The following is a 21701-nucleotide window of genomic DNA, read 5'->3' as shown; positions in this document are numbered from 1 at the left end:
GCCGTCGCACGGCGGCAAGAGCGGTCAGGTGGATGCCCAGCGGCGCGCCGGAGTCGTGGTGTACGCTTCACACCCGCCGGTTACCGGCCCCGGCCGCAACTGCCAGTGGCTGCGCCTGAACCGCGCCAAGCGGGTGCGCGCGCAGCCTCGCTCCTGGAGCCGGCGCAGACGCAGCTGCGTCGCCACAGCAGGTGCACGCAGTGCCCTTGTCCATGCGGCGTGCATGGTGCATGCCGCAACGTGCAGCTGGCGCACGCTGCCGACCCTGCGGCATGCCGATTGAATCGCCGCTCTTTCCGGAGACCCGTGCTTTGACCGCCACCACCACCATCGTGCCTGGCACCTTGCATCAGCGCATCCGCCAGGATCTGGAACAACGCATCCATAGCGGCGACTGGCCGCCCGGGCACCGCGTGCCGCCCGAGCACGAGTTGATGGCGCAATACGGCTGTTCGCGCATGACCGTGAACAAGGTGCTCGGCTTGCTGGCCGATGCCGGCATGATCGAACGCCGCCGCCGTACGGGTTCGTTCGTGGCACGGCAGCACCCGCATCTGGAACAGGTGGCGCTTTCGATCCCGGACATCGAAGTGGAAATGACCACGCGCGGCCATGCGTATCGGTTCTCCTTGTTGTCGCGGCAGCTGCGCAACGTGCGGCAGCGCGTGCCGCAGGAACGTGCGCTGGGCAGTACCGGCAAGGTGCTGGAATTGCAAAGCGTGCACCTGGCCGACGGCCGCCCGTTTGCGCTGGAGCGCCGGGTGATCGACATCACCACCGTGCCCGACGCATTGGACCAGCCGTTCACGGAGGTGGCGCCGGGCAGCTGGTTATTGCGCAACGTGCCATGGACGCGTGCCGAGCACCGCATCAGCGCTGCCAGTGCCGACGCCGCGCAGGCCAAGCAGCTCCAGGCGGACGATGGTGCGGCGTGCCTGGTGATCGACCGCCACACCTGGCGCGGCGAGCTGCCGGTCACCTACGTGCGCCAGATGTTCTTAGGCGGTTCGTACGATCTGGTGGCGCGGTTCGCGCCAGGACTGCGCTGAGCTGATGTCGGCAGGCGAAGGGCGCGGTACCGCAGCGCTCGAGTCGCTGCGGTTGTTGGCTGAATTGTCATCGGCCGTGTTGCAGTCGCTTTACGCCGCGATGGCGGCGACTGCGCGTTCGCAGGCATGTGTCCGGTTGAGCAAGCGCAGCGACGCTTCACCAAGACCGCAGCCAACGTCCCAGAATCAAATCGTGCTGCACTGACGCCAGCGTACCGGCTCAGCGGTTCCCGGGCGGGGGTTGAGCTGCACACGCACCGTGCGCAGGTACGGGTAGCGTTGCAGCTCGCGGCAAATCAGCGGCCATGCCGCGCTGTCTTCCACCGTCCGATCCACTACCAGGGTTGCCTGGGTCAGCCAGATGCCGCGCACCAGTCCCGGTGTCTGCGCCAACGCCTTGGAAACCTCCCGCTGATAGCCCTGGATGGTGGCCGCATCCGGTTCTGCGCCGGCTGCCGGCGCGGCCGGCGCCGCAGGAGTGGGTGAGGGCGTCGGCTGGGCAGGACTGGCGGAGGCGGTAGGTGCCGCGACCACGCGGGCCGGTGCAGGAGCAGGCGAAGACGCCGCGGTGCGCGATGTGGCCGGCGTCGGCGTCGGCGTCGGCGTCGGCGGGCGCAGCGTCAGCACCGCCATGACTGCCAGCGTCGCCAATGCGGCACCGGCGATGATGCTGTGGCGGATCGCGCGGCGGCGCGCCGCACCGACCACGCCGGCTTCCACATCGCCAGGCAGATAGGGTTTGAGCAGCGGCCACAGACGCACACCGTCCAGCACTTCGATCGATTGCTTCTCCGCGGCGGCGATGCCTTCGCGCTCCATGCGGCCTTCGGTCACCATCACGCCGCCGTTGGCACCGGCCAGCCGCGCCATCGCGCCCAGCTCGTTCACTGCCGCCACGCCGATGCGATAACCGCGCCCGTGCTTGCAGGCCACCAGCCGGGTGCCATGCTCGGTCTGCATCATGAAATCGGCGGTGGGCAGGCCATCCTGCGGCAACTGCGTGGGCTGCCATCCGCGTTGATCCTGCAGAACGCGCAGCACCACGGCGGAAAAATCGCGCCAGTGCATGATGGCCATGGCGCGTACGCCTTCATGCACTTCATTGGCGCGTCGTCGCACTAGCCACAGGTAGGCAGACACCGCCAGCCAGAGCAGCAGTGCGGCCAAGGGCGCCAGAATCCAGTAAGGCATGAGCATCAAGCAATGGCGCGTATAACGAATCGTGCGTGTAGAAGAATCCTTCGCGAAAGATTCGTCAATGGATCGTGCGCGGTGATATCGCGAGCCGTGATCAAGATAGCGAAAGACCCGCCAGTCCGAAGCCGTGAGGGGAGGGGAGCAAACGGACTTCGTAACGCAGGACTGGCGGGTCGTCCCCGATTGTCCAAAAAATCATGCTGCTTTGCAACATCGGGAGGCGGGGCTGCTTTGAAGCGCTAAGGCCTTGATTCACAAAGGCTGCACGGGTCCGAATCGCGCTTCAGCAACGCCGCATCCTTATGCCGGTCCATCGCCAGTGCCTGGCTGCGGCCTGCCGAACACACCACTCAGGGTCGTTGTACGCACCGGCGCAGGGGGAACAGCCAGTGACACCGCTCAAGGTGGCGAGGGCTACGCGCTGGCCGGCGGGCAGACGTGTAGCGCGCACTTGCACCTGCACCTCGGCGATGACGCTCTTCATCGCCTCGGGCAACAGCCGCGCCGTCTCGTGACAGCGCGGCTGCTTCACCGTGGTGCCTATTCCGGGTCGAACGCAGTGGGATTGCCGGACGACGATGCCGCCCCGGCACCCGCGCCGCCCGCGCCGGTCGTCTCGCTGGCGGCCTGCGCCGCCTGGTTGGCGGTACGGTTGGCACGCTTGGTGGCCGCCGTATTGGCGCGGACCTGGGCTTTTAGCGACTCCACCTCGCGCCGCAGGTTTTCCAATTCTTCCTGCTTGGGAATGTTGAGCGTGCGCAGGACACCCTTCACGCGTTCGTCGAAGGCCTTGCCCAGTTTGTCCCAGCCGCGCACCGCGGTATCGCGTGCCTGCTCGAACTGGGTTTCCACCTCTTCGCGCAATTCGTCGACGCTCTCGGCTGCCCTGCGCTGGCCGGTGCGCTCATAGGCGGCGCCCTCGCGCACCAACGAGTCGAACAGCTTGCTGCCTTCGTTCTGCACGCGCCCGAGCGCGCCCAGGCCGGCAAGCCACACGGTCTGAGCCGATTCGCCAAGCCGGCGCGAGATCTGTTCCGCCTGCGCCTGGAAGCCCTGGGCCGCGTTGCCGCGGTTACCGTTCTGATCGTATCCGGTCGTCATGCGATGCTCCTGTAGGTTGCCAACGTGACATTGCATTCACCCTAGTGCCGACCCTGCATCGGGCAGGTGAAACAGTGCCCGATCAGGCGAGCTGAAAGCATCTACCCGCAGGCGCCCGGGCAGGTGACTTGACGCTGAAGCAGCGCAGACCCAGTCGCTCCATCAGGCCAGTTTCTCGGCCAGCAAGCGACGGATTTCCGATTCCACCATCGGCTGCATCGCCGACAGCAAAAAGCCGAGCTCGGCGGTGACGTGCACTTGCTGCGGGAGCAGCGCGATTGCTCCGTCCACGCCCGCACGTGCGATGCGCAAGGTGTCGCCTTCCCAATGCGAAGCGACGCCGTAGCGATCGGCCAGCTTGCGCGCCGCCTCGTCGATGGCCGCGCGGGCCTGGGCCGGCGTCAAGGAATGGTCGTGGCGGATATCGATGCTGGACATGGGGGCGATGGGTCATGCGAAAAGTGAGGGCGCATTGTGCGCATGCCAGGGCCCCGCTCCAAGTGCGGCCGTGTGTGGTGGTGTTGTCGAGGTCGGAAATGCAGGTCTGCGAGCTGCGCTGCCCTGGCGCCTGCTCAGCCGGCGGCAGCGCGTCCCTGGCGCGCGCGCCAGCGATCCAGCACGCTCCGATCACGAACGATGGCCGCGCATGGGGACAAACCTGCTAGGCTGCGGCCGGTGCGCGACCTGCAAGTTCATTTCACCCACCGGCAGCAGCCGGATCATTCCCTCAAGCCCGGCGTCCACCGGATCGTCCGTCATGCCTCCGGCAGCGTGCGGGTGGTCGGCGATGCGCAGGGCGCGTTGCTGTTGGCGCAGTTTTGCCTGGACCAACGCGGCCTGTGGCTGCAGGTCGCCAACGGAATCCGCGGTATCCACGTCAATGGGCGCCCGGTGCGCCGCATGGCGCTGCTGCGTGCGGGCGATGCGATCTATGCCGATGGCGTGGAAATGCTGTTGCGCAGTGCCCCGTCCAGTGCGCCGGCCAATGATATCCACGACGACGCGGCCAGCCTCGGCGAGGTCTGCCTGCTGTTGCGCGGCATAGGCGGCCGCCATCACGGGCGCAGCTTTACCCTGGATCGCGCGCGTCTGGTCGGCAGCGATGCCGCCGCCGATATCGTCATCGACGACCCGGCATTCGCGGCGCAGCACGCGCGTCTGGAGCGGCACGGCGACCGTGTGCTGATCCGCGATCTGGGCTCGGAAGAGGGGAGCTGGATCAATGGCGTCCAGGTGCGCGACGGCTGGCTGCAGGCGGGCGACCAGGTCGTGTTCGATGCGCGCCACCGCTTCGTGGTGGAGGTGCCGCGGACGCACCACAGCACCACCTGGGATCTGCCCGATACCGAACCCCTGCCGCCGCCGCGTGCGGCTGCAGAGCCGACGCGCGCACCGGTGAAGGTGGCCCGCTGGCCCTGGTTGCTGCTCAGCGCGGTGTTGCTGGCGGCGGCGTTGAGCGCCTTGCTGTGGTTCGGCGCGCGCTGAGTTTTTTCCAGACGCGCCAGCCCAGCAAGACCGCAAGAATGCCCGCGTACAGGGCCGGCTCGCGGATGTCGGATTTCACCAGCCACCAGAAATGCAGCACCGCCAGCAGGCCGATCGGGTAGATCAGCATGTGCAGGCGGCTCCAGTTGCGCTTGAGCCGGCGCATCCACCCCTGGGTGGAGGTGATCGCCAGCGGCATCAGCAACAACCACGCCGCAAACCCCACCGTGATGTAGGGGCGCTTGAGGATCTCCTCGAAAATCTGCGTCCAGAAGCCGCGCAGGTCCAGCGTGAGGTAAGCCGCCAGATGCACGCTGGCGTAGAAGAACGCGTACAGGCCCAGCATGCGGCGGAAGCGGATCACCACGGCCTGCCCGGTGAGTTGGCGCAACGGCGTGATCGCCAGCGTGATCAGCAAGAAACGCAGTGCCCACAGCCCGGTGCGGTGTTCGATCTCGGCCACCGGGTCGGCGCCCAGCGCGTCGCTGCCGCGTTGCCACACCTGCCAGAATTGCCAGCCGAGCAGGGCGATCGGCGCCAGCGCCGCGGCATGCACCAGGGCCTTGGCGGCAATCACGGAAGTGGATGTCTTGGCCATGCGATCTCGAAGAAGGAAACAAGGCTGAAGCGTAGGAGCGCACCCGGGCGCGACTGGCATGACCAATAAAGCCAGCCGCGCCCGGGCGCGCTCCTATGCCGGGTCGATGTCAGAGTGTGCGTTGCCTAGAACCACTTCTTCAGGTCCATCCCCGCATACAGCGAGGCGACCTGCTCGGCGTAGCCATTGAAGGGCTTGGTCGCAATCCGCTCGGCAAACAGCTTGCTGGCGGTACTGGCGATGCGGCGCTCGGTCTTCTGGCTCCAGCGCGGATGGTCCACGGCCGGATTGACGTTGGAAAAGAAGCCATATTCGGACGGCTGCAGATCGTGCCAGGCGGTCTCGGGCATTTTTTCAACGAAACGGATTTCCACGATCGACTTGATGCTCTTGAAGCCGTACTTCCACGGCACCACCAGGCGCAATGGCGCGCCGTTCTGTTGCGGCAGCGGCTTGCCGTACAAACCGGTGGCCAGCAGGGTCAGCGGATGCATCGCCTCGTCGATGCGCAGGCCTTCACGATACGGCCAGTTGATCGAACGGTAGCGCACGCCCGGCATCTGTTGCGGGTCGGCCAGGGTGGTGAATGCGACGTACTTGGCCTTGGAGGTCGGCGCGAAGCGCTTGAGTACCTCTCCGAGCGGCACGCCCGTCCACGGGATCACCATCGACCAGCCTTCCACGCAGCGCAGCCGGTAGATCCGTTCTTCCGGCGCGATGCCCTTGAGCAGCTCATCCAGCGACAGGCTGCCGGGCTTCTCGCATTCGCCGCCCACCTTCACTGTCCAAGGCGACAGCTTCAGGGTCTTGGCCGCCTTGGACGGATCGGTCTTGTCGGTACCGAACTCGTAGAAGTTGTTGTAGCTGGTGACGTCTTCCAGCCGGGTCAGTTCCTCGGCCGTGCGAAACCCGCTGCGCGCCTGCGCCGGCGTCACCACGGTCTTGGGCGGCGGGGGCGGGTCGGCCTCGGCACAGCCGGCCACGCCCAGCGCGGGGGTCAACGCAAATAACTGCAGCAGCCGGCGGCGGTCGCGGTAAACGGCCTCATCGGTGATCTCGCTGGACGGCAAGTTGAAAGCATCGCGAAACGACATGGCAGGCTCCGGCAGTGGCTGCAACGTGAGAGTAACGAACCGGGACAAAAGTTCGCCTTGGCACCTGTCTACGTTACGTCAGGCTCAGTCAAAAGGATGCAGCTGCAACTTTTTTGTCCGCTGCCAAGCCCGATGCGCTGCGGCATACTAGAAGGCTAGCTCGACCAAGGTGTGCCATGACACGCGCGTTCAATTTCAGTGCCGGCCCTGCGACATTGCCGGAATCGGTCCTGCGGCAGGCGCAGGCAGAGATGGTCGAGTGGAACGGCGTCGGCGCCTCGATCGTGGAAATCAGCCACCGCAGCGCCGATTTCATGGCGGTGGCCGCTGCCGCCGAAGCCGATCTGCGCAGTTTGTTGTCGATTCCCGACGACTATGCAGTGCTGTTCACCGCCGGTGGCGCCACCACCATCCAGGCGCTGCTGCCGCTGAATTTTGCCGCGCCCGGCCAGGCGGCCGACTACGTGATCACCGGGCATTGGGGCAAGACCGCGATCAAGCAGGCGGCAACGTCCGTGGACGCGCGCATCGCGGCCGACGCGCAGGCCGATGGCTTCGTCGACATTCCCCCTGCGGGCAGCTGGACCCTGTCGCCGCATTCGGCCTATGTGCACATCACCGCCAACGAAACCATCCATGGCGTGGAGTTTCGCGACACGCCGGACGTGGGCACGTTACCGTTGTTTGCCGACTTCAGTTCGTCGATCGCCTCCGAGCCGCTGGATATTTCGCGCTACGGGCTGATCTACGCCGGCGCACAGAAGAATCTCGGTCCGGTCGGCATTTCGGTGGTGATCGTGCGGCGCGATCTGCTGGAGCGCGCGGGGCAGCCGCGTGCGGACATCTTCAATTACGCCTCGCATGCCGCGCGCGATTCGATGCTCAACACGCCGCCGACCTGGAATTGGTACCTGCTCGGGCTGACCGTGAAGTGGATGCTGGAACAGGGCGGGGTGCAGGAGTTCGCGCGTCGCAATGCCGAGAAGGCCGCGCTAGTGTATGGCGCCATCGACGGCTCCGGCGGCTTCTATCGCAACCTGATCAAACCGGCAGTGCGTTCGCGCATGAACATCCCGTTCTTTCTGCCGGACGAGCAGCTGGATGCGCTGTTCGTCAGCGAATCCAAGGCAGCCGGGCTGCTCGCATTGAAGGGGCACAAGGCGGTCGGTGGCATTCGGGCGTCGCTGTACAACGCGATGCCGGTGGCCGGCGCGCAAGCGCTGGCCGCGTTCATGCACGACTTCCAGCAGCGTCACGGCTGAGTCTTTATCTACCTGCGGCGTCTGCCGCGCAGGCGCATGCGCTGACAGCGCACATGTGCCGCCATTTTTAGGAATGCCCCGCGATGGCCCCCAAGTCCAACAAGCCCACGGCCGCCACAGGCGGCAAGAAAAAGCCGACCAAGACATCGGTGCGTGCTTCAGACAGCAAGCCTGCAAACACGCCGGCTGAAAAGGCTGCGATCAAGACCGCAGCACCGGTGCTGGCCGATGTGCGTGCCAAGATCGACGAGATCGACCGCAATATCCAGGCGCTGATTGCCGAGCGCGCCAACTTCGCCCATCAGGTCGGCAAGGCCAAGGGCAAGCTTGCAGCGGCGGTGGATTACTACCGCCCCGAGCGCGAGGCGCAGGTGCTGCGCATGGTGGTGGACCGCAACGAAGGCCCGCTCAGCGACGAAGTGCTGGTGCACGTGTATCGCGAAATCATGTCGGCATGCCTGGCCCAGCAGGAGCCGCTGAAGATCGGTTATCTCGGCCCGGAAGGCACCTTCAGCCAGCAGGCGGTGCTCAAGCATTTCGGTCGCTCGGCGGTGGGCTTGCCGATGGCGACCATCGAAGAAGTGTTCCAGGAAGTGGAAGCCGGCAATGCCGATTTCGGCGTGGTGCCGGTGGAAAATTCGGGGCAGGGCACCATCCAGGTCACCTTGGACATGTTCCTGACCTCCAACCTGAAAATCTGCGGCGAAGTCGAGCTGCGCGTGCATCAGTACCTGCTCTCGCGCAACGGTCGGCTGGAAGATATCGAACGCATCTATGCGCATTCGCAATCCTTCGCGCAGACTGCAGGTTGGTTGCGCTCGCATCTGCCCAAGGTGGAGAAGATCGCGGTGTCCAGCAACGCCGAGGGCGCTCGCCGTGCACGCAATGCCGAAGATGCCGCGGCCATCGGCGGCGAAAGCGCAGCGCACGTGTATGGCTTGAAGAAAGTCATCATGAAGTCGATCGAGGACGACGACGACAACACCACGCGTTTCCTGGTGATCGGGCGGCAGATCTTTCCTTCGTCCGGACACGATCGCACTTCGGTGCTGGTGTTCATCCACGACAAGCCGGGTGCGTTGTTCGACGTGCTCAGCCCGTTCGCACGCCACGGCATCAGCATGAACCGCATCGAGTCGCGGCCCTCGCATCAGGCCAAGTGGGAATACGGCTTCTTCATCGATCTGATCGGCCATGTCGAAGACGATGCGATGAAGCAGGCGCTGGCCGAGCTGAAAGCGCACTCGGCACAGATCAAGGTGCTGGGTTCGTATCCGGTGGCCATTCCCTGAGCGTCGACGCTCGCTTCCACAGTCCATGCTGGCGCGCCGCAACCTTGTATTGGCTGCAGCGCCGCAACCTTCTTCAAAGCGCATCGTCAGCGTTGGCGATGCCGTAGCCATCGGATCACATGCATGAGCAGCAGCACGCATCACTGGATTGCCCGACGCGGCATCGCACTGCAGGGCAGCCTGGCCATTCCGGGCGATAAATCGGTTTCGCACCGCGCGGTCATGTTCGCCGCGCTCGCCGACGGCGTTTCGCAGATCGATGGGTTTCTGGAAGGCGAAGACACGCGCGCCACCGCTGCCATTTTCGCCAAGCTGGGCGTGCGCATCGAAACGCCGTCGGCGTCGCGGCGCATCGTGCACGGTGTGGGTGTGGATGGTCTGCAGCCGCCGACCGAGGCACTGGATTGCGGCAATGCCGGCACCGGGATGCGTCTGCTGGCCGGCCTGTTGGCTGCGCAGCGCTTCGACAGCGTGCTGGTGGGAGACGAGTCGTTATCCAAGCGGCCGATGCGGCGCGTGACCGGCCCGCTGGCGCAGATGGGCGCGCGGATCCAGACGCAGGACGACGGCACGCCGCCATTGCACGTGCACGGTGGGCAGGCGCTGCACGGCATCGATTTCGTCTCGCCGGTTGCCAGTGCGCAGGTCAAGTCTGCGGTGCTGCTGGCCGGTCTCTATGCGCAGGGCGAGACCTCGGTGACCGAGCCGCATCCCACCCGCGACTACACCGAGCGCATGTTGTCGGCGTTCGGCGTGGAGATCGATTTTTCGCCCGGTCAGGCCCGTTTGCGCGGTGGACAGCGTCTGCGCGCGAAAGATATCGCGGTACCTGCGGATTTTTCGTCGGCTGCGTTCTTCATCGTCGCAGCCAGTGTTGTTCCTGGCTCGGAAGTCGTGCTGCGCGCGGTCGGACTGAATCCACGCCGCACCGGGCTGCTGGCCGCGTTGCGCCTGATGGGCGCGGATATTGCCGAAGAAAACCATGCCGAACACGGCGGTGAGTCGGTCGCCGATCTGCGCGTGCGTTACGCGCCATTGCGTGGCGCGCAGATTCCCGAAGCGCTGGTGCCGGACATGATCGACGAGTTCCCGGCCTTGTTCGTCGCTGCCGCTGCGGCGAGCGGACAGACCGTGGTGACCGGCGCTGCCGAATTGCGGGTCAAGGAGTCCGACCGCTTGGCGGCGATGGCTACCGGCTTGCGCACGCTCGGCGTGCGGGTCGACGAAACGCCGGATGGTGCCACCATCCACGGCGGCAGCATCGGCAGCGGCGTGATCGAAAGTCATGGCGACCATCGCATCGCCATGGCGTTCGCCATTGCCGGCCAGCTGTCCACGGGCCAGGTGCAGGTGAACGACGTGGCGAATGTGGCGACCTCGTTCCCGGGCTTCGACACCCTGGCACAGGGCGCCGGGTTCGGGCTGGAAACCACCGGGCACCGCTAACGCCTTATCCGTCGCAGAATTGCTTGGATCTCACGGTTCGCACGGCTGGCATAGGAACGCAGCCGCTCGTGGGGCTGGGGATGACCCACACGGTGTAGTGCTTCCACTGCATGCGTGATGTGCCGCTCTTGCATCATCCATCAGCGGCACGCTTGCTTGGAGGCGCGACGTGGGTCGAAACCAGGACCGCCGGTGATTTGCAGGCTAGCGCGTGCCCATCCGCAAGGGTGCGCAGAACGTTCTGCCGGCAAGTCAGCAGCCAGAAACGCGCCGCGACTTCGCTCACGTTGCCGTCAAGAAGCCGCCGCGCTGCACAAATCTTCAACGCTGCGCGGTGAATTCCACCGGCACCTGCACAGTGCTCACCACTGCATGACCGTCGCGCGTGGCGGGCTCGAAGCGCCACCGACGCAAGCTCTCCATCACCGCTGCATCCAGCCGCGGGTCGTCGCTGCCGCTACGGTCGACGATGGTCACATCGCTGACTCGGCCCTGCACATCCAATTGCAAACGTGCGGTGCGGCTGCCTTGAATGCCGGCGCGTGCCACGCTAACCGGGTAGCTCGGCATTGCGTTGCCCGGAAGCGGCTTGGCCTCAACGCTGCTGACGGCTGGGCGAGCAGGCTGGTGCGCCACCATCGTCATCGCGCGCGGGCCATCGGTCGTCGGCAGGATTTGCCGACTCGCCGCCGGCAGCGGCCGCGTGTCAGTAGCGAACGACTCGTCGCTATGGCGCGCCCACCACCAGCTGGGGACCACGATGAGCAAGGCAACCAGCGTTGCCCACATCCAGGGCGAAGCGCCGTCGCTCGCCACGTCCTGGGGCCGCTCCACGGAGCGCCGGCCGTGTTGCGGTAGCGACGATGGGTGAGCGGATGAAGGATTCGAAGTGACGGACATGGCCGACCTCCTGGCGCATCTGCGGATGACGTGACCAGTCTGGTTGGCGCTACCTGAGGGGCAGCTAAGGCGGCCAGCGGATGAAACGCTAGTGCTTGCTGGATGTTCAGCTTAGTCAAGCTGACATTGCGGCGCAGTTAAAACCACATGGTGTTTGTGCTGCGTAGCGTTAACCAAGGCTTGCTGCGCCAGGCTCGGGCACTCGCGATTCGGCGACACGCAACATGCCCGAGGGTTAGTTCCGCTTACTGCGCAGGCTTGAACTCGAATGGGATGTCCATGCTGCCAGCCACCGGCTGGCCATTGCGCTGCGCCGGGTGGAAGCGCCAGTGCCGCACCGCTTCCATGGCCGCACGGTCCAGATCGCGCGAGCCGCTGCGCTGCACCAGGGTCACGCCACCGGGATTGCCGGCGGCATCCACGTCGACCCGCACCACCACATCACCGGCATCGCCGCGACGCAGCGCAGCCGGCGGGTAGCGCGGTGGCGGCATCTGGCCCTGGATCGGTACCGGGCGGTCGCCGCCAGCGACCGGCGCGTTGACCGCCGCGGCGCTGCCAGCGGCACCTGGCGCACCGGGTGCCGCATTTTCCGGCAGCGGCGTCGGTGCGGGTGGGGCAGGTGGCGGGGTGTCCACGAGGGTGGGTGTTTCAGCTGGCGGCTTGGCCTGCGGCATGTCGCTGGCACCGTCCTGCGCGGGCAACGGCGCCGGCAGCGGTGCGATGGTGTCGTCGGCCTGCGCGCCTGCGGTCGGCTGTGCCGGCGAGGCTTTATAGAAGTCGTCCTTGCGGCCGGTGGCCCAGACCAGCAGGAACAACAGCAGGCCGGCAGCGAAGGCGATGCCGGCGATTTTCAGCGTGTGGCGGGGCAGACGCAGCACGATAGGGCGATCGGACGCAGGACGGGGCGCGGGCATAGGGCTCACCTGAAGAATCGCCACAATTCTGGCATAGCCGTAGTGAATCGATCGCAGCAGGTGGCGGAACAGGCGATAATCTCGTGCTATTCCACTGACGCCCATATTCCGATGCTAGATCCGGCCCTGCTTCGCCAACACCCCGCCGACCTTGCCGAGCGCCTGCGCAGCACGCGCAGTTTCTCCCTGGACACTGCGGAACTGGAGTCGCTGGAGAGCGAGCGCAAGCGTATCCAGGTGCGCACGCAGGAACTGCAGAGTCAGCGCAATTCCAAGTCCAAGGCGATCGGGCAGGCCAAGGCCAAGGGCGAAGATGTGGCCGCGCTGATGGCCGAAGTGGCTGGGTTCGGCGATGAGCTCAAGGCGTCCGAAGATAAGCTGGATGCGATTCGCGCCAAGCTCGAGGGCATCGCGCTTGGCCTGCCCAATCTGCCGGCCGAGGATGTGCCGCTTGGCAAGGACGAAAGCGAGAACGTCGAGCAATCGCGTTGGGGCACGCCGCGTCAATTCGATTTCGCCGTCAAGGACCATGTGGAACTCGGCGCGCCGCACGGTTGGCTGGATGGCGAAACGGCAGCCAAACTGTCGGGCGCGCGGTTCACCGTGCTGCGTGGTCCGGTCGCGCGTCTGCACCGTGCCTTGGCGCAGTTCATGCTGGACCTGCATCTGGGCGAGCACGGCTACGAAGAAACCAACGTGCCGCTGCTGGTCAATGCCGATTCGATGCGTGGCACTGGTCAGCTGCCGAAATTCGAAGACGATCTGTTCCAGACCGAAGTGGGCGAGTCGCGCCGTTATCTTATCCCCACCTCCGAAGTGCCGCTGACCAACATCGTGCGCGACGAGATCATCGATGCCGAGCGTCTGCCATTGCGCATGACCGCGCATTCGATGTGTTTCCGCGCCGAAGCCGGCAGCGGTGGCCGCGATACGCGCGGCATGATCCGCCAGCACCAGTTCGAGAAAGTGGAGCTGGTCACCGCCTGCGCGCCGGAAGACAGCGATGCCGAGCATCAGCGCATGACGCGCTGCGCCGAAGTGGTGCTGGAACAACTCGGCCTGCCGTATCGCAAGGTGTTGCTGTGCACCGGGGACATGGGCTTTTCCGCGATCAAGACTTACGATCTGGAGGTCTGGTTGCCGTCGCAGAATACCTATCGCGAAATTTCGTCCTGTTCCAATTGCGGCGATTTCCAGGCGCGGCGCATGCAGGCGCGCTGGCGCAACCCGGTCAGCGGCAAGCCGGAGTTGCTGCACACGCTCAACGGTTCCGGCACTGCCGTGGGCCGCGCGATGATCGCGGTCATGGAGAACTACCAGAACGCCGATGGCTCGATCGACGTGCCGCAGGTGCTACGTCCGTACATGGGCGGGCTCGAGCGCATCGGCTGAGTGCGGCTGACGGGAAGACGGCGCTCATCACCAGGCGGTGTGGGCGGTGTTCGATGTGCATAGTGCATTCGGGCACTGCGGCTGCCCGGCCAGATCCACGCCCATCAGACGCGCGCTCGCTACGCGTTGGTAGCGGCCACCAAATGCGAGTGTCGAGTGCCGTGTGCGATGTCTGGCGCACAGCGTTCGGGAGCGTGTGAGTGCGAGCTCCCTGGCTACTGGATACCGACGCGAAAAAAACGGGGCCAGCGATGGTCCCGTTTTTCGTTGCCGGCATGTCGCAGTCATGACGACCTTTCGACGCGTCAACGCATCAAGCCCCAGGCTTACGCGCTCACAACAGCTTCTTCTTCCTCACCCAGCCCCGCCAGCGCCGAGGCCAGCGCATCGGCGCGATGCTGTGGCGAATACGCCACGCCCTCTGCACGCACGAAGCTGATGTCGTCGATGCCCAGGAAGCCCAATACCTGGCGCAGATACGGCTCCTGAAAATCGTTGGTCGGCTCGGCATAGATGCCACCACGCGCGCTGGCGATGATGACGCGCTTTCCGCCAGCCAGGCCTTCCGGGCCATTGGCGGTGTAATGGAAGGTGCGCCCGGCGACTGCGATGCGATCGATCCAGGCCTTGAGTGTGGAGGGGATGGCGAAGTTGTACATCGGTGCGCCAATCACGATGACGTCGGCTTGCAGGAACTGCTGCATCACCGCTTCGGCGGCCGCGGCCTCTGCCGGATCGGCCTGCGCCAGCGTCTGCGCGGTCAGATGCGGAATCGGGTGGCGGTCGAGGTCGCGATACGCTACGTCCACCTCGGGATGGAGCCGGCGCTGCTGCTCCACGACGGCGGCGCTGAGCACGCGGCTGACGGAATTGGCGCCCAGAGCGCTTGAATCGAGGTGCAGCAGTTTCATGGCAGTGACCTGTGGCAAGCGGCAGCGCCGCGGAGGTGTGCAGGCTATGTCGTTGCTCTGTTGGAATAAAGGTGATTAAATATCACGTATCGTTCTATCCATGGATACCTGCGCCATGCACGACCTGAATGACCTGTACTACTTTGCGATGGTGGTGGATCACGGCGGCTTTGCCGCTGCCGAGCGTGCGCTTGGCATCCCCAAATCGCGCCTGAGCCGACGCATCAGCCAGCTCGAGACCGACCTGGGTGTGCGCCTGTTGCAGCGCTCCACGCGCCGTTTCGCCGTGACCGACGTCGGCACCAGCGTGCACCGGCATGCGCAAACCATGCTCGCCGAGGCCCAGGCCGCGCGCGAGGTGGTGGATCGTCTCAGCGCCGAGCCGCGCGGTCTTGTACGTGTGAGCGTTCCTGTCTCGCTTGCGCAGATCCAGTTGCCCAAGTTGTTGCCGGAATTCCTGGCCAAGTATCCCAAGGTGCGGCTGCAGCTCAATATCAGCAATCGCCGCGTCGATGTCATCAACGAGGGCTACGACATCGCGCTACGCGTGCGCTCGCGCCTGGACGACGATGGCAGCCTGGTGATGCGCAGCTTCGGCCAGGTGCAGGAACTGCTGGTTGCCAGCCCCAAATACCTGGATCGCGCCGGGCGCCCCAAGGACCCCAGCGAGCTGGCCAATCACACCACCATGAGCACCAGCGAAGACGAAGCGCACCAGCGCTGGGAGCTGCACGGCCCGAACGGCGAAATGCGCCGCGTCGACCTGCAGCCACGCCTGGCCGGCTTCGACTTCCCGCTGCTGCAGTCGATGGCGCGCGACGGCTTCGGCATCACCATGCTGCCGGAAACCGTATGCGCCGAAGCGGTGCGTAGCGGCGAGCTGGAAGTGGTGTTGCCGCACTGGTCGCTGCCGCAGGGCATCTGCCATGCCGTGTTCGCCTCGCGTCGCGGCCTGCTGCCGGCGGTGCGGGTGTTCATCGACTTCCTGGCCGAACACCTGCCGCAGGAAATCGAGCGCTCACGCCTGGATTGCGGTGGCAATTGCGCCGAGTTAGCGGAAAAGCTCAAGCGTGCCGCCGGCACAGCGCCGCGCTTGGTGGTGGCCGAAGCGGGCTGAGCGTCTGCGGCGAAGCCTGCCAAGGCCCGGGTTGGCCGCGGAGGCCGGCCGGCGTGTACGTCGGCAGTCCCTCAGCTGCGGGGCAGTCAGTTCGCTGCAGATGTTATGCAGGCTGCCTGTGTGCTCAGGCGTCTTCGGCCGACCGCACCGTGTAGCGGCCGAGCACCACGAGCAGCCCGGTACGCTACGCCAGCCAACGGCGGTGGCGTCACTGAGCAAAACGTGCCCGGGCATGCGAGAATGCGCGCCCGGGAGCGATCCCGGGAAGAATGAGCCGCACAGGATGTTCGTGCGGCCATAGCCAGGGCCACCAGCGCAAGGCGGGGGCGCCCGCGTGACATCCGATCGATCCCTTCGGCGGTCACGCGCAGCAGCATCGGAGAGATGGCCGAGCGGTTTAAGGCACCGGTCTTGAAAACCGGCGAAGGGTCAAACCTTCCGTGGGTTCGAATCCCACTCTCTCCGCCACTTGTGGTTGCAAATCGCATAGGCGCCGTGACGTTCCGCCAACGCACACAGCTGGTCCCATCTCCTGTTCCATCCTCAGCGCGATGTCATCCTGCCGATCAATGTGTCATCGGGCTGGTCGCTCAGCGATGCGGTCGACCGCAGAGCAGGTGGTCGCGCTGCAGGTTTGCATCGCTGCCACCGCTTTCAGGGCGATCTGGTGTAAGCAGCGCTCGCCTTGCGACAGGAATTGCACGCGCTTAAAAGCAGATGAGCCAGATCCGCGTGCGGGCAGCTGTCGCGTGTCCATCACTTGCCGTCGGCGCCGGCAGTGATAGTGCTGTACTGCCACCCAGTTTAGCGATTGCTGCAATGCATGACCCCTCTGCTTTGATCAACACCGACGCGCCTGCGCTGCAGGCCGCTGGCGATGACGCCGGGAAGCTCTGGACGATCGGTCATTCCACCAGGACCTGGGAGGCGTTCGTTGCGCTGTTGCGCGCGCATCGGATCGAGGCATTGGTGGATGTGCGGCGCTTTCCAGGCTCGCGTCGCTACCCGTGGTTTGCCAGCGACACGATGGCGCAGGCATTGGATGCAGCGTCGGTGCGCTATCTGTGGCTGCCCGTGCTGGGTGGACGTCGCAAGGCGCAGCCCGGATCGCCCAATGGCGCGTGGCGCAACGCGGCGTTTCAGGGCTATGCCGACCACATGGCCAGCGCCGACTTCGGCGCCGGGCTGGAGCAGGCGATGGCCATGGCGCGGGAGCGGCGTACCGCGCTGATGTGTGCCGAAGCGCTCTGGTGGCAGTGCCATCGCCGCTTGATTGCGGATCTGTTGCTGCACCGCCGGTGGCAGGTGCTGCACATTCTTGGCGACACCGCGGTGCAGCCGCATCAGTTGAATGCCGATGCGCGCCCGGCTGGGCGCGATCTGATCTATCCGCCGCGGCAGGATGGCCTGTTTTCCGCCGAATAGGCGCCTGCGCTAAGTCCAAGCCCAGACGATCGCCGCAACCTTTGCGTGTGCATCGAACCCTATTCGCGCGGGCTCACAGCACCGTTGCATTGACCTTGAAGACTTCCACTGCGCGAGTGAGTTGCGTGGAGTGCTGCTCCAACGCATGCGCAGCGGTGCTGGCGGCTTCGACCAGGCGCACATTGTGTTGTGTGGTCTCGTCCATCTGCGCAATGGTGCGATTGACCTGTTCGATACCGCCGGCTTGTTCCTGCGAGGCGGCGGAGATGTGGGCCATGATGTCGGTGACATGTTGGACGCTGGTGACGACTTCGCCCATGGTGGTGCCGGCGGTATGCACGAGGGTGGAGCCCTCGGCGACGCGTTGTACGGAGTCGTCGATGAGCCGCTTGATTTCTTTTGCTGCATCCGAGGAGCGGTGCGAGAGCGTGCGCACTTCCGATGCGACGACGGCGAAGCCGCGGCCCTGTTCGCCGGCGCGCGCAGCTTCGACCGCGGCGTTGAGGGCCAGGATGTTGGTCTGGAAGGCGATGCCGTCGATGACCGAAATGATGTCGGCGATGCGCCTGGACGAGGCCTCGATGCCGGACATCTGTTCGATCACCTGGCCGACCACGTCGCGACCGTCCGAGGCGATGGCGACGGCGCCGCGCGCGAGCTGGTTGGCGCGCGTGGCGTGCTCGGCATTCTGCCTGACGGTAGAAGTCAGCTCTTCCATCGAGGCGGCAGTTTCTTCGAGGCTGGCGGCCTGTTGTTCGCTACGCTGCGCCAGCTCCTGATTGCCGCTGGCGATATCTTCTGCGGCGAAACTGATGCTGTTGGAGGTTGTCTGGATGCGGGTGACGATGTCGGTGAGGCGGTGCACGGTGCTGTTGGCATCGTCACGCATGGAGGCGAACACGCCGTGGAAGTTGCCGGACATGCGCACGGTCAGGTCGCCCTCGGCGATCGCACGCAGCAGCTCGGAGAAGCTGGCCAGGTTGGTGTCGGAGGTGGCCATCATGGTGTTGAGGTTTTCCACCATCAGGCGAAAATCGTGCTCGAACTTTTCCGGCTGGCCGCGTTGCGCGAAGTCGCCGGCGCAGGCGGCCTGGGTCAGTTCCTGGATCTGCGCGTTGATGGCCTGCAGGTTGCGCTTGACCTGCTGCATGGTGGCGGTGATGGCGGATTTTTCGCCGGGATACTGCTCGATGTCCTGGGTAAGATCGCCGATCGCGTAGTTGCCCATGACCTCGGTCATGCGCAACTGGGTCTGCACGTGGGCGTGCACGAGTGCGTTGGTGTCTTGCACCATGTCGCCGTACTCGCCGGGAAAAAGCTGCGCGTCGGTGCGATAGCTGATTTCGCCGGCGTCGTGGCGCGCGGCCATGCTGCGTTGCGCGGAGATCACCTCCTGCAGGCGCCGCTGCATCTGCTGCATGGCGCGCAGCAGTTGCCCGGATTCATCGCTACTGGTGGGGGTGTCCTGACTGCGCAGGTCGCCGTCGTTGATGCGTTGGGCCAGGCGCAGCGACTGGCGCAGCGGCAGCACCACACTGCGTGAGAGCACGAACGCGATGCCGGCGCCCAACAGCAGGGCGACGACGGTGGACATCACCATCAACATCGCGAAACCGCGCGCGGTGGCAACGGCTTGCCTCGCGGCTTGGCGATTTTTGGTTTCCTGCAGGTCGATGAAGGCATTGATGCTGGCCAGCCAGGCGATGAAGGCCGGGCGCGCTTGCTGCAGCAGGTGCTGTTCTGCCTGCGCCTTGTCGGCCGCATCGCGGAACGCGCGCACTTGCGCGATCAGCGGCAGGGTGCGTTGCTCGATGGCCTTGATCTGCTGGAGAATGTCTTTCTCTTTCGCATCGGTCGAGTTGGCGATCATGTCGTCCAGCGGTTGCGCAGCGCGGGCGTAATCGGCCGCGAGCTTGTCGATCGATTGTTCGGCGGCGTGGCGGTTCGCGGGGTCGTCCATCAGCACGACATCGCGCAGAGCGATCGCGCGGTCGTGGACGCTGCCACGGAAGTTGATCGCATAGCGTTGCTTGACGCTGTTGACCTCGTTGATGGCAGTGAGTTGCTGGTCGATGCTGCGAACGCGTTGGATGCCGACCACGGTCAGGATCACCATCAACAGGATGATCGCGAGAAAGCCAAGGGCCAGGCGCTGTCCAATGCGCAGATTCGGGAAGAAATGCATAGGGGTTCGATCGGTGTTCCGACTGGCGGAAGAGCGGGGGAGTCCCGGCAATTGCAGGGAGACGAATACGCACGCGACACCGCAGGAGCCAGCGCAACGCCCGCCCCTGCAGTGGTGTCTCGACGTGTTCGTTAGCGACCTCTAGCTTTGAAACTGAAGCCGCAGCGTCTGCCGGTTCAGGTGCCGTGGAGCTTCCGACGCGCGCCGCGCGATCTCTTCGCGCGCGCGGGCCGTGCTGCCGCGCTTGGCGCGCCGGTACCTGTCAAGGGCGCTTAGGAATAACGCGAGAGATCCGGCGCCTTGATCGCCGGCGTCATCCACTTTGCAGCGAGGTTCTGCACGCTTGGCTGGCTGGCGAGTTTGAGCGCGCCATGCAGCAGATGGATGCCGAGCCGGCTATGCGGGTTCATCAGGCGCGGGCCGATCTTCGGCACGCCCTGTGCCTGGTCGACCATCGGGCGCATGGCGCTGGCGTAGGCAGCGAAGGCTGCGTCCAGAGTGTCTGCGTGGGCGATTTCGTTGGCCAGCACATACGCGCCGGTCACTGCCAGGGTGGCGCCGATCCCGGCCAATGGCGTCGCGCACCACGCCGCATCGCCGGTAAGCACGGTGCGGCCGCTGTGCCAGCGTTGCATGCGTACCTGGCGCAGGGCATCGAAGTAGAAATCGTCGGTGCCGTGCATGCCATCGAGCACGCGCGCCGCCTGCCACCCGGCATCGGCAAAGCGCTCGTGCAGGTAGGCCTTCTGGGCGTCGATGCTCCAGTCCTGTTCGCCTTCGGGTGGTTTCTGCAGCGAGAGCATGGCGCGCGTGGTGCCGTGCCGGTCGGGGCGCAACGAGATGCTGCGCCCGCCGGTGGTGTGGTACCAACGCCACAACCGGTCGTCGTCGGCGCTGCGCGGGATGGTGAAGTAGGCGATGGTCAGATCCATCCAGCGCGGATCGTTTTCCCCGGGGAAGACCTGTTCGCGCGTCGAAGAGCCCACGCCTTCGGCGACGATCACTGCGTCGAAGCGTTCGCTGCATCCGCTTTCGAAGGTGACGGTTGCGGCATCGCTGCCGGCAGCGTCTTGGATGCTGGCGATGCGGTCGCCGAAGCGGTATGCCACATGGCTGCGCGCGGCATCGTAGAGCAGGCGGGCCAGATCGCCGCGCAGGATCTCCAGTTCGGCGGTGGGGCCATCGCCATCGACGTCTTCGGTCTTGAAGGTGGCGACGGCCTGGCCGTGCGCATCGATCCAGGCGGTGCCTTCTTCGCCGGTTCCCTGGGCCAGCGCGGCCTGTTCCAGGCCCATGCGTTGCAGCACCTCTCGGCCGACACCACGCACATCGATGTTCTGGCCGCCATCGCGAAACCGGCTGGCGCGTTCCACCACGGTGACATCGAAGCCACGATGGGCGAGTGTCCAAGCGGCAGTGTTGCCGGCGATGCTGGCGCCGGTGATGAGGATGCGACGCGGCATTGCAGTCACCAGGGCATTAAATATCAGGCGTGATATTACACGTCCTGGCCGTGACGCTCCATGTTCGCGATCAGCCGATGCATCAGTGCGACGGTCTGCTGTACCTCGTCGGCGGAAAAGCCTTCCAGCGCCACTGCGTTCATACCCAGCAGCGCACGGCCGCCAAGTTCGGCAATCTTACGCCCGCGGGCGGTGAGCGCCACCAGCGCGGCGCGGCGATCCTGCGGAGTCGGGGTGCGCTTGATGAGCTTCAGTCCCTCTAGCTTGTCCAGCAGTGCCACCATGGCCGGCTGCTTCACGGCCGAGGCGATGACCAGGTCGCGCTGCAGCATCGGGCCTTTCCAGGACAGTAGCATGATCGGACCGATCAGCGCCAGCGACACGCCGTGCGGCCGCAGTTCGGCGTCGACCAGACGGTTGAAGACCCGCGCTGCATGGTTGGCCAGATACCCCGGCGCGACCGCAGCCTGCGGATGGATGAGTTCATTCTGATCAAGCATCTGTAAGACCGTGCGTTGCCCTGGAGCCATCGGGCAATGTTACGTCTCCTGCGGTGCGGCATGGCGCTCGATGCTGCGCGGCAACGCGCGCGCCCGGCGGCTTGGCTGCCAGGACGATCCCGCGCTGCTGTGCAGCCCGATGACGGCACGACCCCATGCGCGCAGGTCGACGGCCGTACCGGCCGTGGCGTAGGCTGCGCGCTGCCGCACACGCAGGCGTGGAAGCTGCCTGGTTCAGTCGCCGCATACGGGAGTGGCTGGACGCCACCTGCCATAGGCCAGATGATGGGCGAGGACGCGCGGCTCCGGTGTTGCCGATGCGTCATAGGTTGCGGCGATCTGGTCTTTTCAACGGTTGGACATGATG

At 65.4% G+C, this 21701-nt stretch carries 20 protein-coding genes and 1 tRNA gene; 10 read left to right on the top strand and 11 right to left on the bottom strand.

Going from position 1 to position 21701, the window contains the following annotated elements; all coding sequences use genetic code 11:
- Positions 1 to 55: 55 nt before the first annotated feature.
- Both ACCQ03_RS09700 and hutC read left to right on the top strand, forming a co-directional pair.
- On the top strand, positions 56 to 283 hold the full coding sequence (locus tag ACCQ03_RS09700; protein ID WP_057678554.1) for a hypothetical protein: 228 nt from the start codon (positions 56 to 58) through the stop codon (positions 281 to 283).
- Positions 273 to 1049, top strand: a complete 777-nt coding sequence (gene hutC / locus ACCQ03_RS09695) for a histidine utilization transcriptional repressor HutC (RefSeq protein ID WP_017158172.1) — start codon at positions 273 to 275, stop codon at positions 1047 to 1049. The genes ACCQ03_RS09700 and hutC overlap by 11 nt, the downstream gene beginning before the upstream one ends.
- Before the next feature lie 186 nt (positions 1050 to 1235).
- Here hutC and ACCQ03_RS09690 read toward each other — a convergent pair whose 3' ends face one another.
- The 3 genes from ACCQ03_RS09690 to ACCQ03_RS09680 form a co-directional block, all read right to left on the bottom strand.
- On the bottom strand, positions 1236 to 2246 hold the full coding sequence (locus ACCQ03_RS09690; RefSeq protein ID WP_209226393.1) for a restriction endonuclease: 1011 nt from the start codon (positions 2244 to 2246) through the stop codon (positions 1236 to 1238).
- 540 nt (positions 2247 to 2786) lie between these two features.
- Entirely contained in the window at positions 2787 to 3347 is a 561-nt protein-coding gene (locus tag ACCQ03_RS09685) for a phasin family protein (RefSeq protein ID WP_209226388.1), read from the bottom strand.
- Between the two features lie 162 nt (positions 3348 to 3509).
- Complete coding sequence (locus ACCQ03_RS09680; RefSeq protein WP_017158175.1) at positions 3510 to 3785, bottom strand: polyhydroxyalkanoic acid system family protein; 276 nt, start codon at positions 3783 to 3785, stop codon at positions 3510 to 3512.
- Between the two features lie 237 nt (positions 3786 to 4022).
- Here ACCQ03_RS09680 and ACCQ03_RS09675 point away from each other — a divergent pair, with 237 nt between their 5' ends.
- Positions 4023 to 4832, top strand: coding sequence for an FHA domain-containing protein (locus tag ACCQ03_RS09675; RefSeq protein WP_017158176.1), 810 nt, complete (start codon positions 4023 to 4025; stop codon positions 4830 to 4832).
- Here the strand turns inward: ACCQ03_RS09675 and msrQ are convergent.
- Positions 4774 to 5430 (bottom strand): protein-methionine-sulfoxide reductase heme-binding subunit MsrQ, encoded by a 657-nt coding sequence (gene msrQ, locus ACCQ03_RS09670; RefSeq protein ID WP_057678557.1) that lies wholly within the window; start codon positions 5428 to 5430, stop codon positions 4774 to 4776. The two genes, ACCQ03_RS09675 and msrQ, sit on opposite strands and share 59 nt — an antisense overlap.
- Before the next feature lie 125 nt (positions 5431 to 5555).
- On the bottom strand, positions 5556 to 6524 hold the full coding sequence (gene msrP, locus ACCQ03_RS09665) for a protein-methionine-sulfoxide reductase catalytic subunit MsrP (protein ID WP_209226383.1): 969 nt from the start codon (positions 6522 to 6524) through the stop codon (positions 5556 to 5558).
- A gap of 176 nt (positions 6525 to 6700) precedes the next feature.
- Here msrP and serC point away from each other — a divergent pair, with 176 nt between their 5' ends.
- From serC to aroA, 3 genes are all read left to right on the top strand, one after another.
- On the top strand, positions 6701 to 7786 hold the full coding sequence (gene serC / locus ACCQ03_RS09660; RefSeq protein ID WP_017158179.1) for a 3-phosphoserine/phosphohydroxythreonine transaminase: 1086 nt from the start codon (positions 6701 to 6703) through the stop codon (positions 7784 to 7786).
- Positions 7787 to 7869: 83 nt separating this feature from the next.
- On the top strand, positions 7870 to 9078 hold the full coding sequence (gene pheA / locus ACCQ03_RS09655; protein WP_057678559.1) for a prephenate dehydratase: 1209 nt from the start codon (positions 7870 to 7872) through the stop codon (positions 9076 to 9078).
- Positions 9079 to 9201: 123 nt separating this feature from the next.
- Entirely contained in the window at positions 9202 to 10524 is a 1323-nt protein-coding gene (gene aroA / locus ACCQ03_RS09650) for a 3-phosphoshikimate 1-carboxyvinyltransferase (protein ID WP_057678560.1), read from the top strand.
- A 321-nt stretch (positions 10525 to 10845) separates the two neighbouring features.
- On the opposite strand, the gene ACCQ03_RS09645 is transcribed toward aroA, so the two are convergent.
- The gene (locus ACCQ03_RS09645; RefSeq protein ID WP_039569248.1) at positions 10846 to 11313 is read right to left on the bottom strand and encodes an energy transducer TonB; all 468 of its coding nucleotides are present in this window, start codon (positions 11311 to 11313) and stop codon (positions 10846 to 10848) included.
- Between the two features lie 356 nt (positions 11314 to 11669).
- A complete protein-coding gene (locus ACCQ03_RS09640) occupies positions 11670 to 12341 on the bottom strand; it encodes an energy transducer TonB (protein WP_057678561.1) in 672 nt (223 codons plus the stop codon).
- A gap of 111 nt (positions 12342 to 12452) precedes the next feature.
- On the opposite strand from ACCQ03_RS09640, the gene serS reads away from it, so the two are divergent.
- Entirely contained in the window at positions 12453 to 13733 is a 1281-nt protein-coding gene (gene serS / locus ACCQ03_RS09635) for a serine--tRNA ligase (protein WP_057678562.1), read from the top strand.
- Between the two features lie 326 nt (positions 13734 to 14059).
- Here serS and ACCQ03_RS09630 read toward each other — a convergent pair whose 3' ends face one another.
- Positions 14060 to 14644, bottom strand: a complete 585-nt coding sequence (locus tag ACCQ03_RS09630) for an FMN-dependent NADH-azoreductase (RefSeq protein ID WP_057678563.1) — start codon at positions 14642 to 14644, stop codon at positions 14060 to 14062.
- A gap of 100 nt (positions 14645 to 14744) precedes the next feature.
- On the opposite strand from ACCQ03_RS09630, the gene ACCQ03_RS09625 reads away from it, so the two are divergent.
- The 3 genes from ACCQ03_RS09625 (at position 14745) to ACCQ03_RS09615 (ending at position 17186) form a co-directional block, all read left to right on the top strand.
- A complete protein-coding gene (locus ACCQ03_RS09625) occupies positions 14745 to 15761 on the top strand; it encodes a LysR family transcriptional regulator (RefSeq protein WP_003485786.1) in 1017 nt (338 codons plus the stop codon).
- 378 nt (positions 15762 to 16139) lie between these two features.
- Positions 16140 to 16229, top strand: a tRNA-Ser gene (locus ACCQ03_RS09620).
- Between the two features lie 351 nt (positions 16230 to 16580).
- Entirely contained in the window at positions 16581 to 17186 is a 606-nt protein-coding gene (locus ACCQ03_RS09615) for a DUF488 domain-containing protein (protein ID WP_057678564.1), read from the top strand.
- A 73-nt stretch (positions 17187 to 17259) separates the two neighbouring features.
- Here ACCQ03_RS09615 and ACCQ03_RS09610 read toward each other — a convergent pair whose 3' ends face one another.
- The 3 genes from ACCQ03_RS09610 to ACCQ03_RS09600 form a co-directional block, all read right to left on the bottom strand.
- Positions 17260 to 19371, bottom strand: coding sequence for a methyl-accepting chemotaxis protein (locus tag ACCQ03_RS09610; protein ID WP_057678565.1), 2112 nt, complete (start codon positions 19369 to 19371; stop codon positions 17260 to 17262).
- Between the two features lie 272 nt (positions 19372 to 19643).
- On the bottom strand, positions 19644 to 20834 hold the full coding sequence (locus tag ACCQ03_RS09605; RefSeq protein WP_057678566.1) for an FAD-dependent monooxygenase: 1191 nt from the start codon (positions 20832 to 20834) through the stop codon (positions 19644 to 19646).
- Between the two features lie 35 nt (positions 20835 to 20869).
- On the bottom strand, positions 20870 to 21334 hold the full coding sequence (locus ACCQ03_RS09600; protein WP_017155047.1) for a MarR family winged helix-turn-helix transcriptional regulator: 465 nt from the start codon (positions 21332 to 21334) through the stop codon (positions 20870 to 20872).
- Positions 21335 to 21701 lie beyond the last annotated feature (367 nt).

The organism is Xanthomonas sp. NCPPB 3569, from assembly GCF_041475645.2.
In the GTDB taxonomy this organism is placed as follows: Bacteria; Pseudomonadota; Gammaproteobacteria; order Xanthomonadales; family Xanthomonadaceae; genus Xanthomonas; species Xanthomonas phaseoli.
This window is presented reverse-complemented; position numbering and strand designations above follow the sequence as displayed.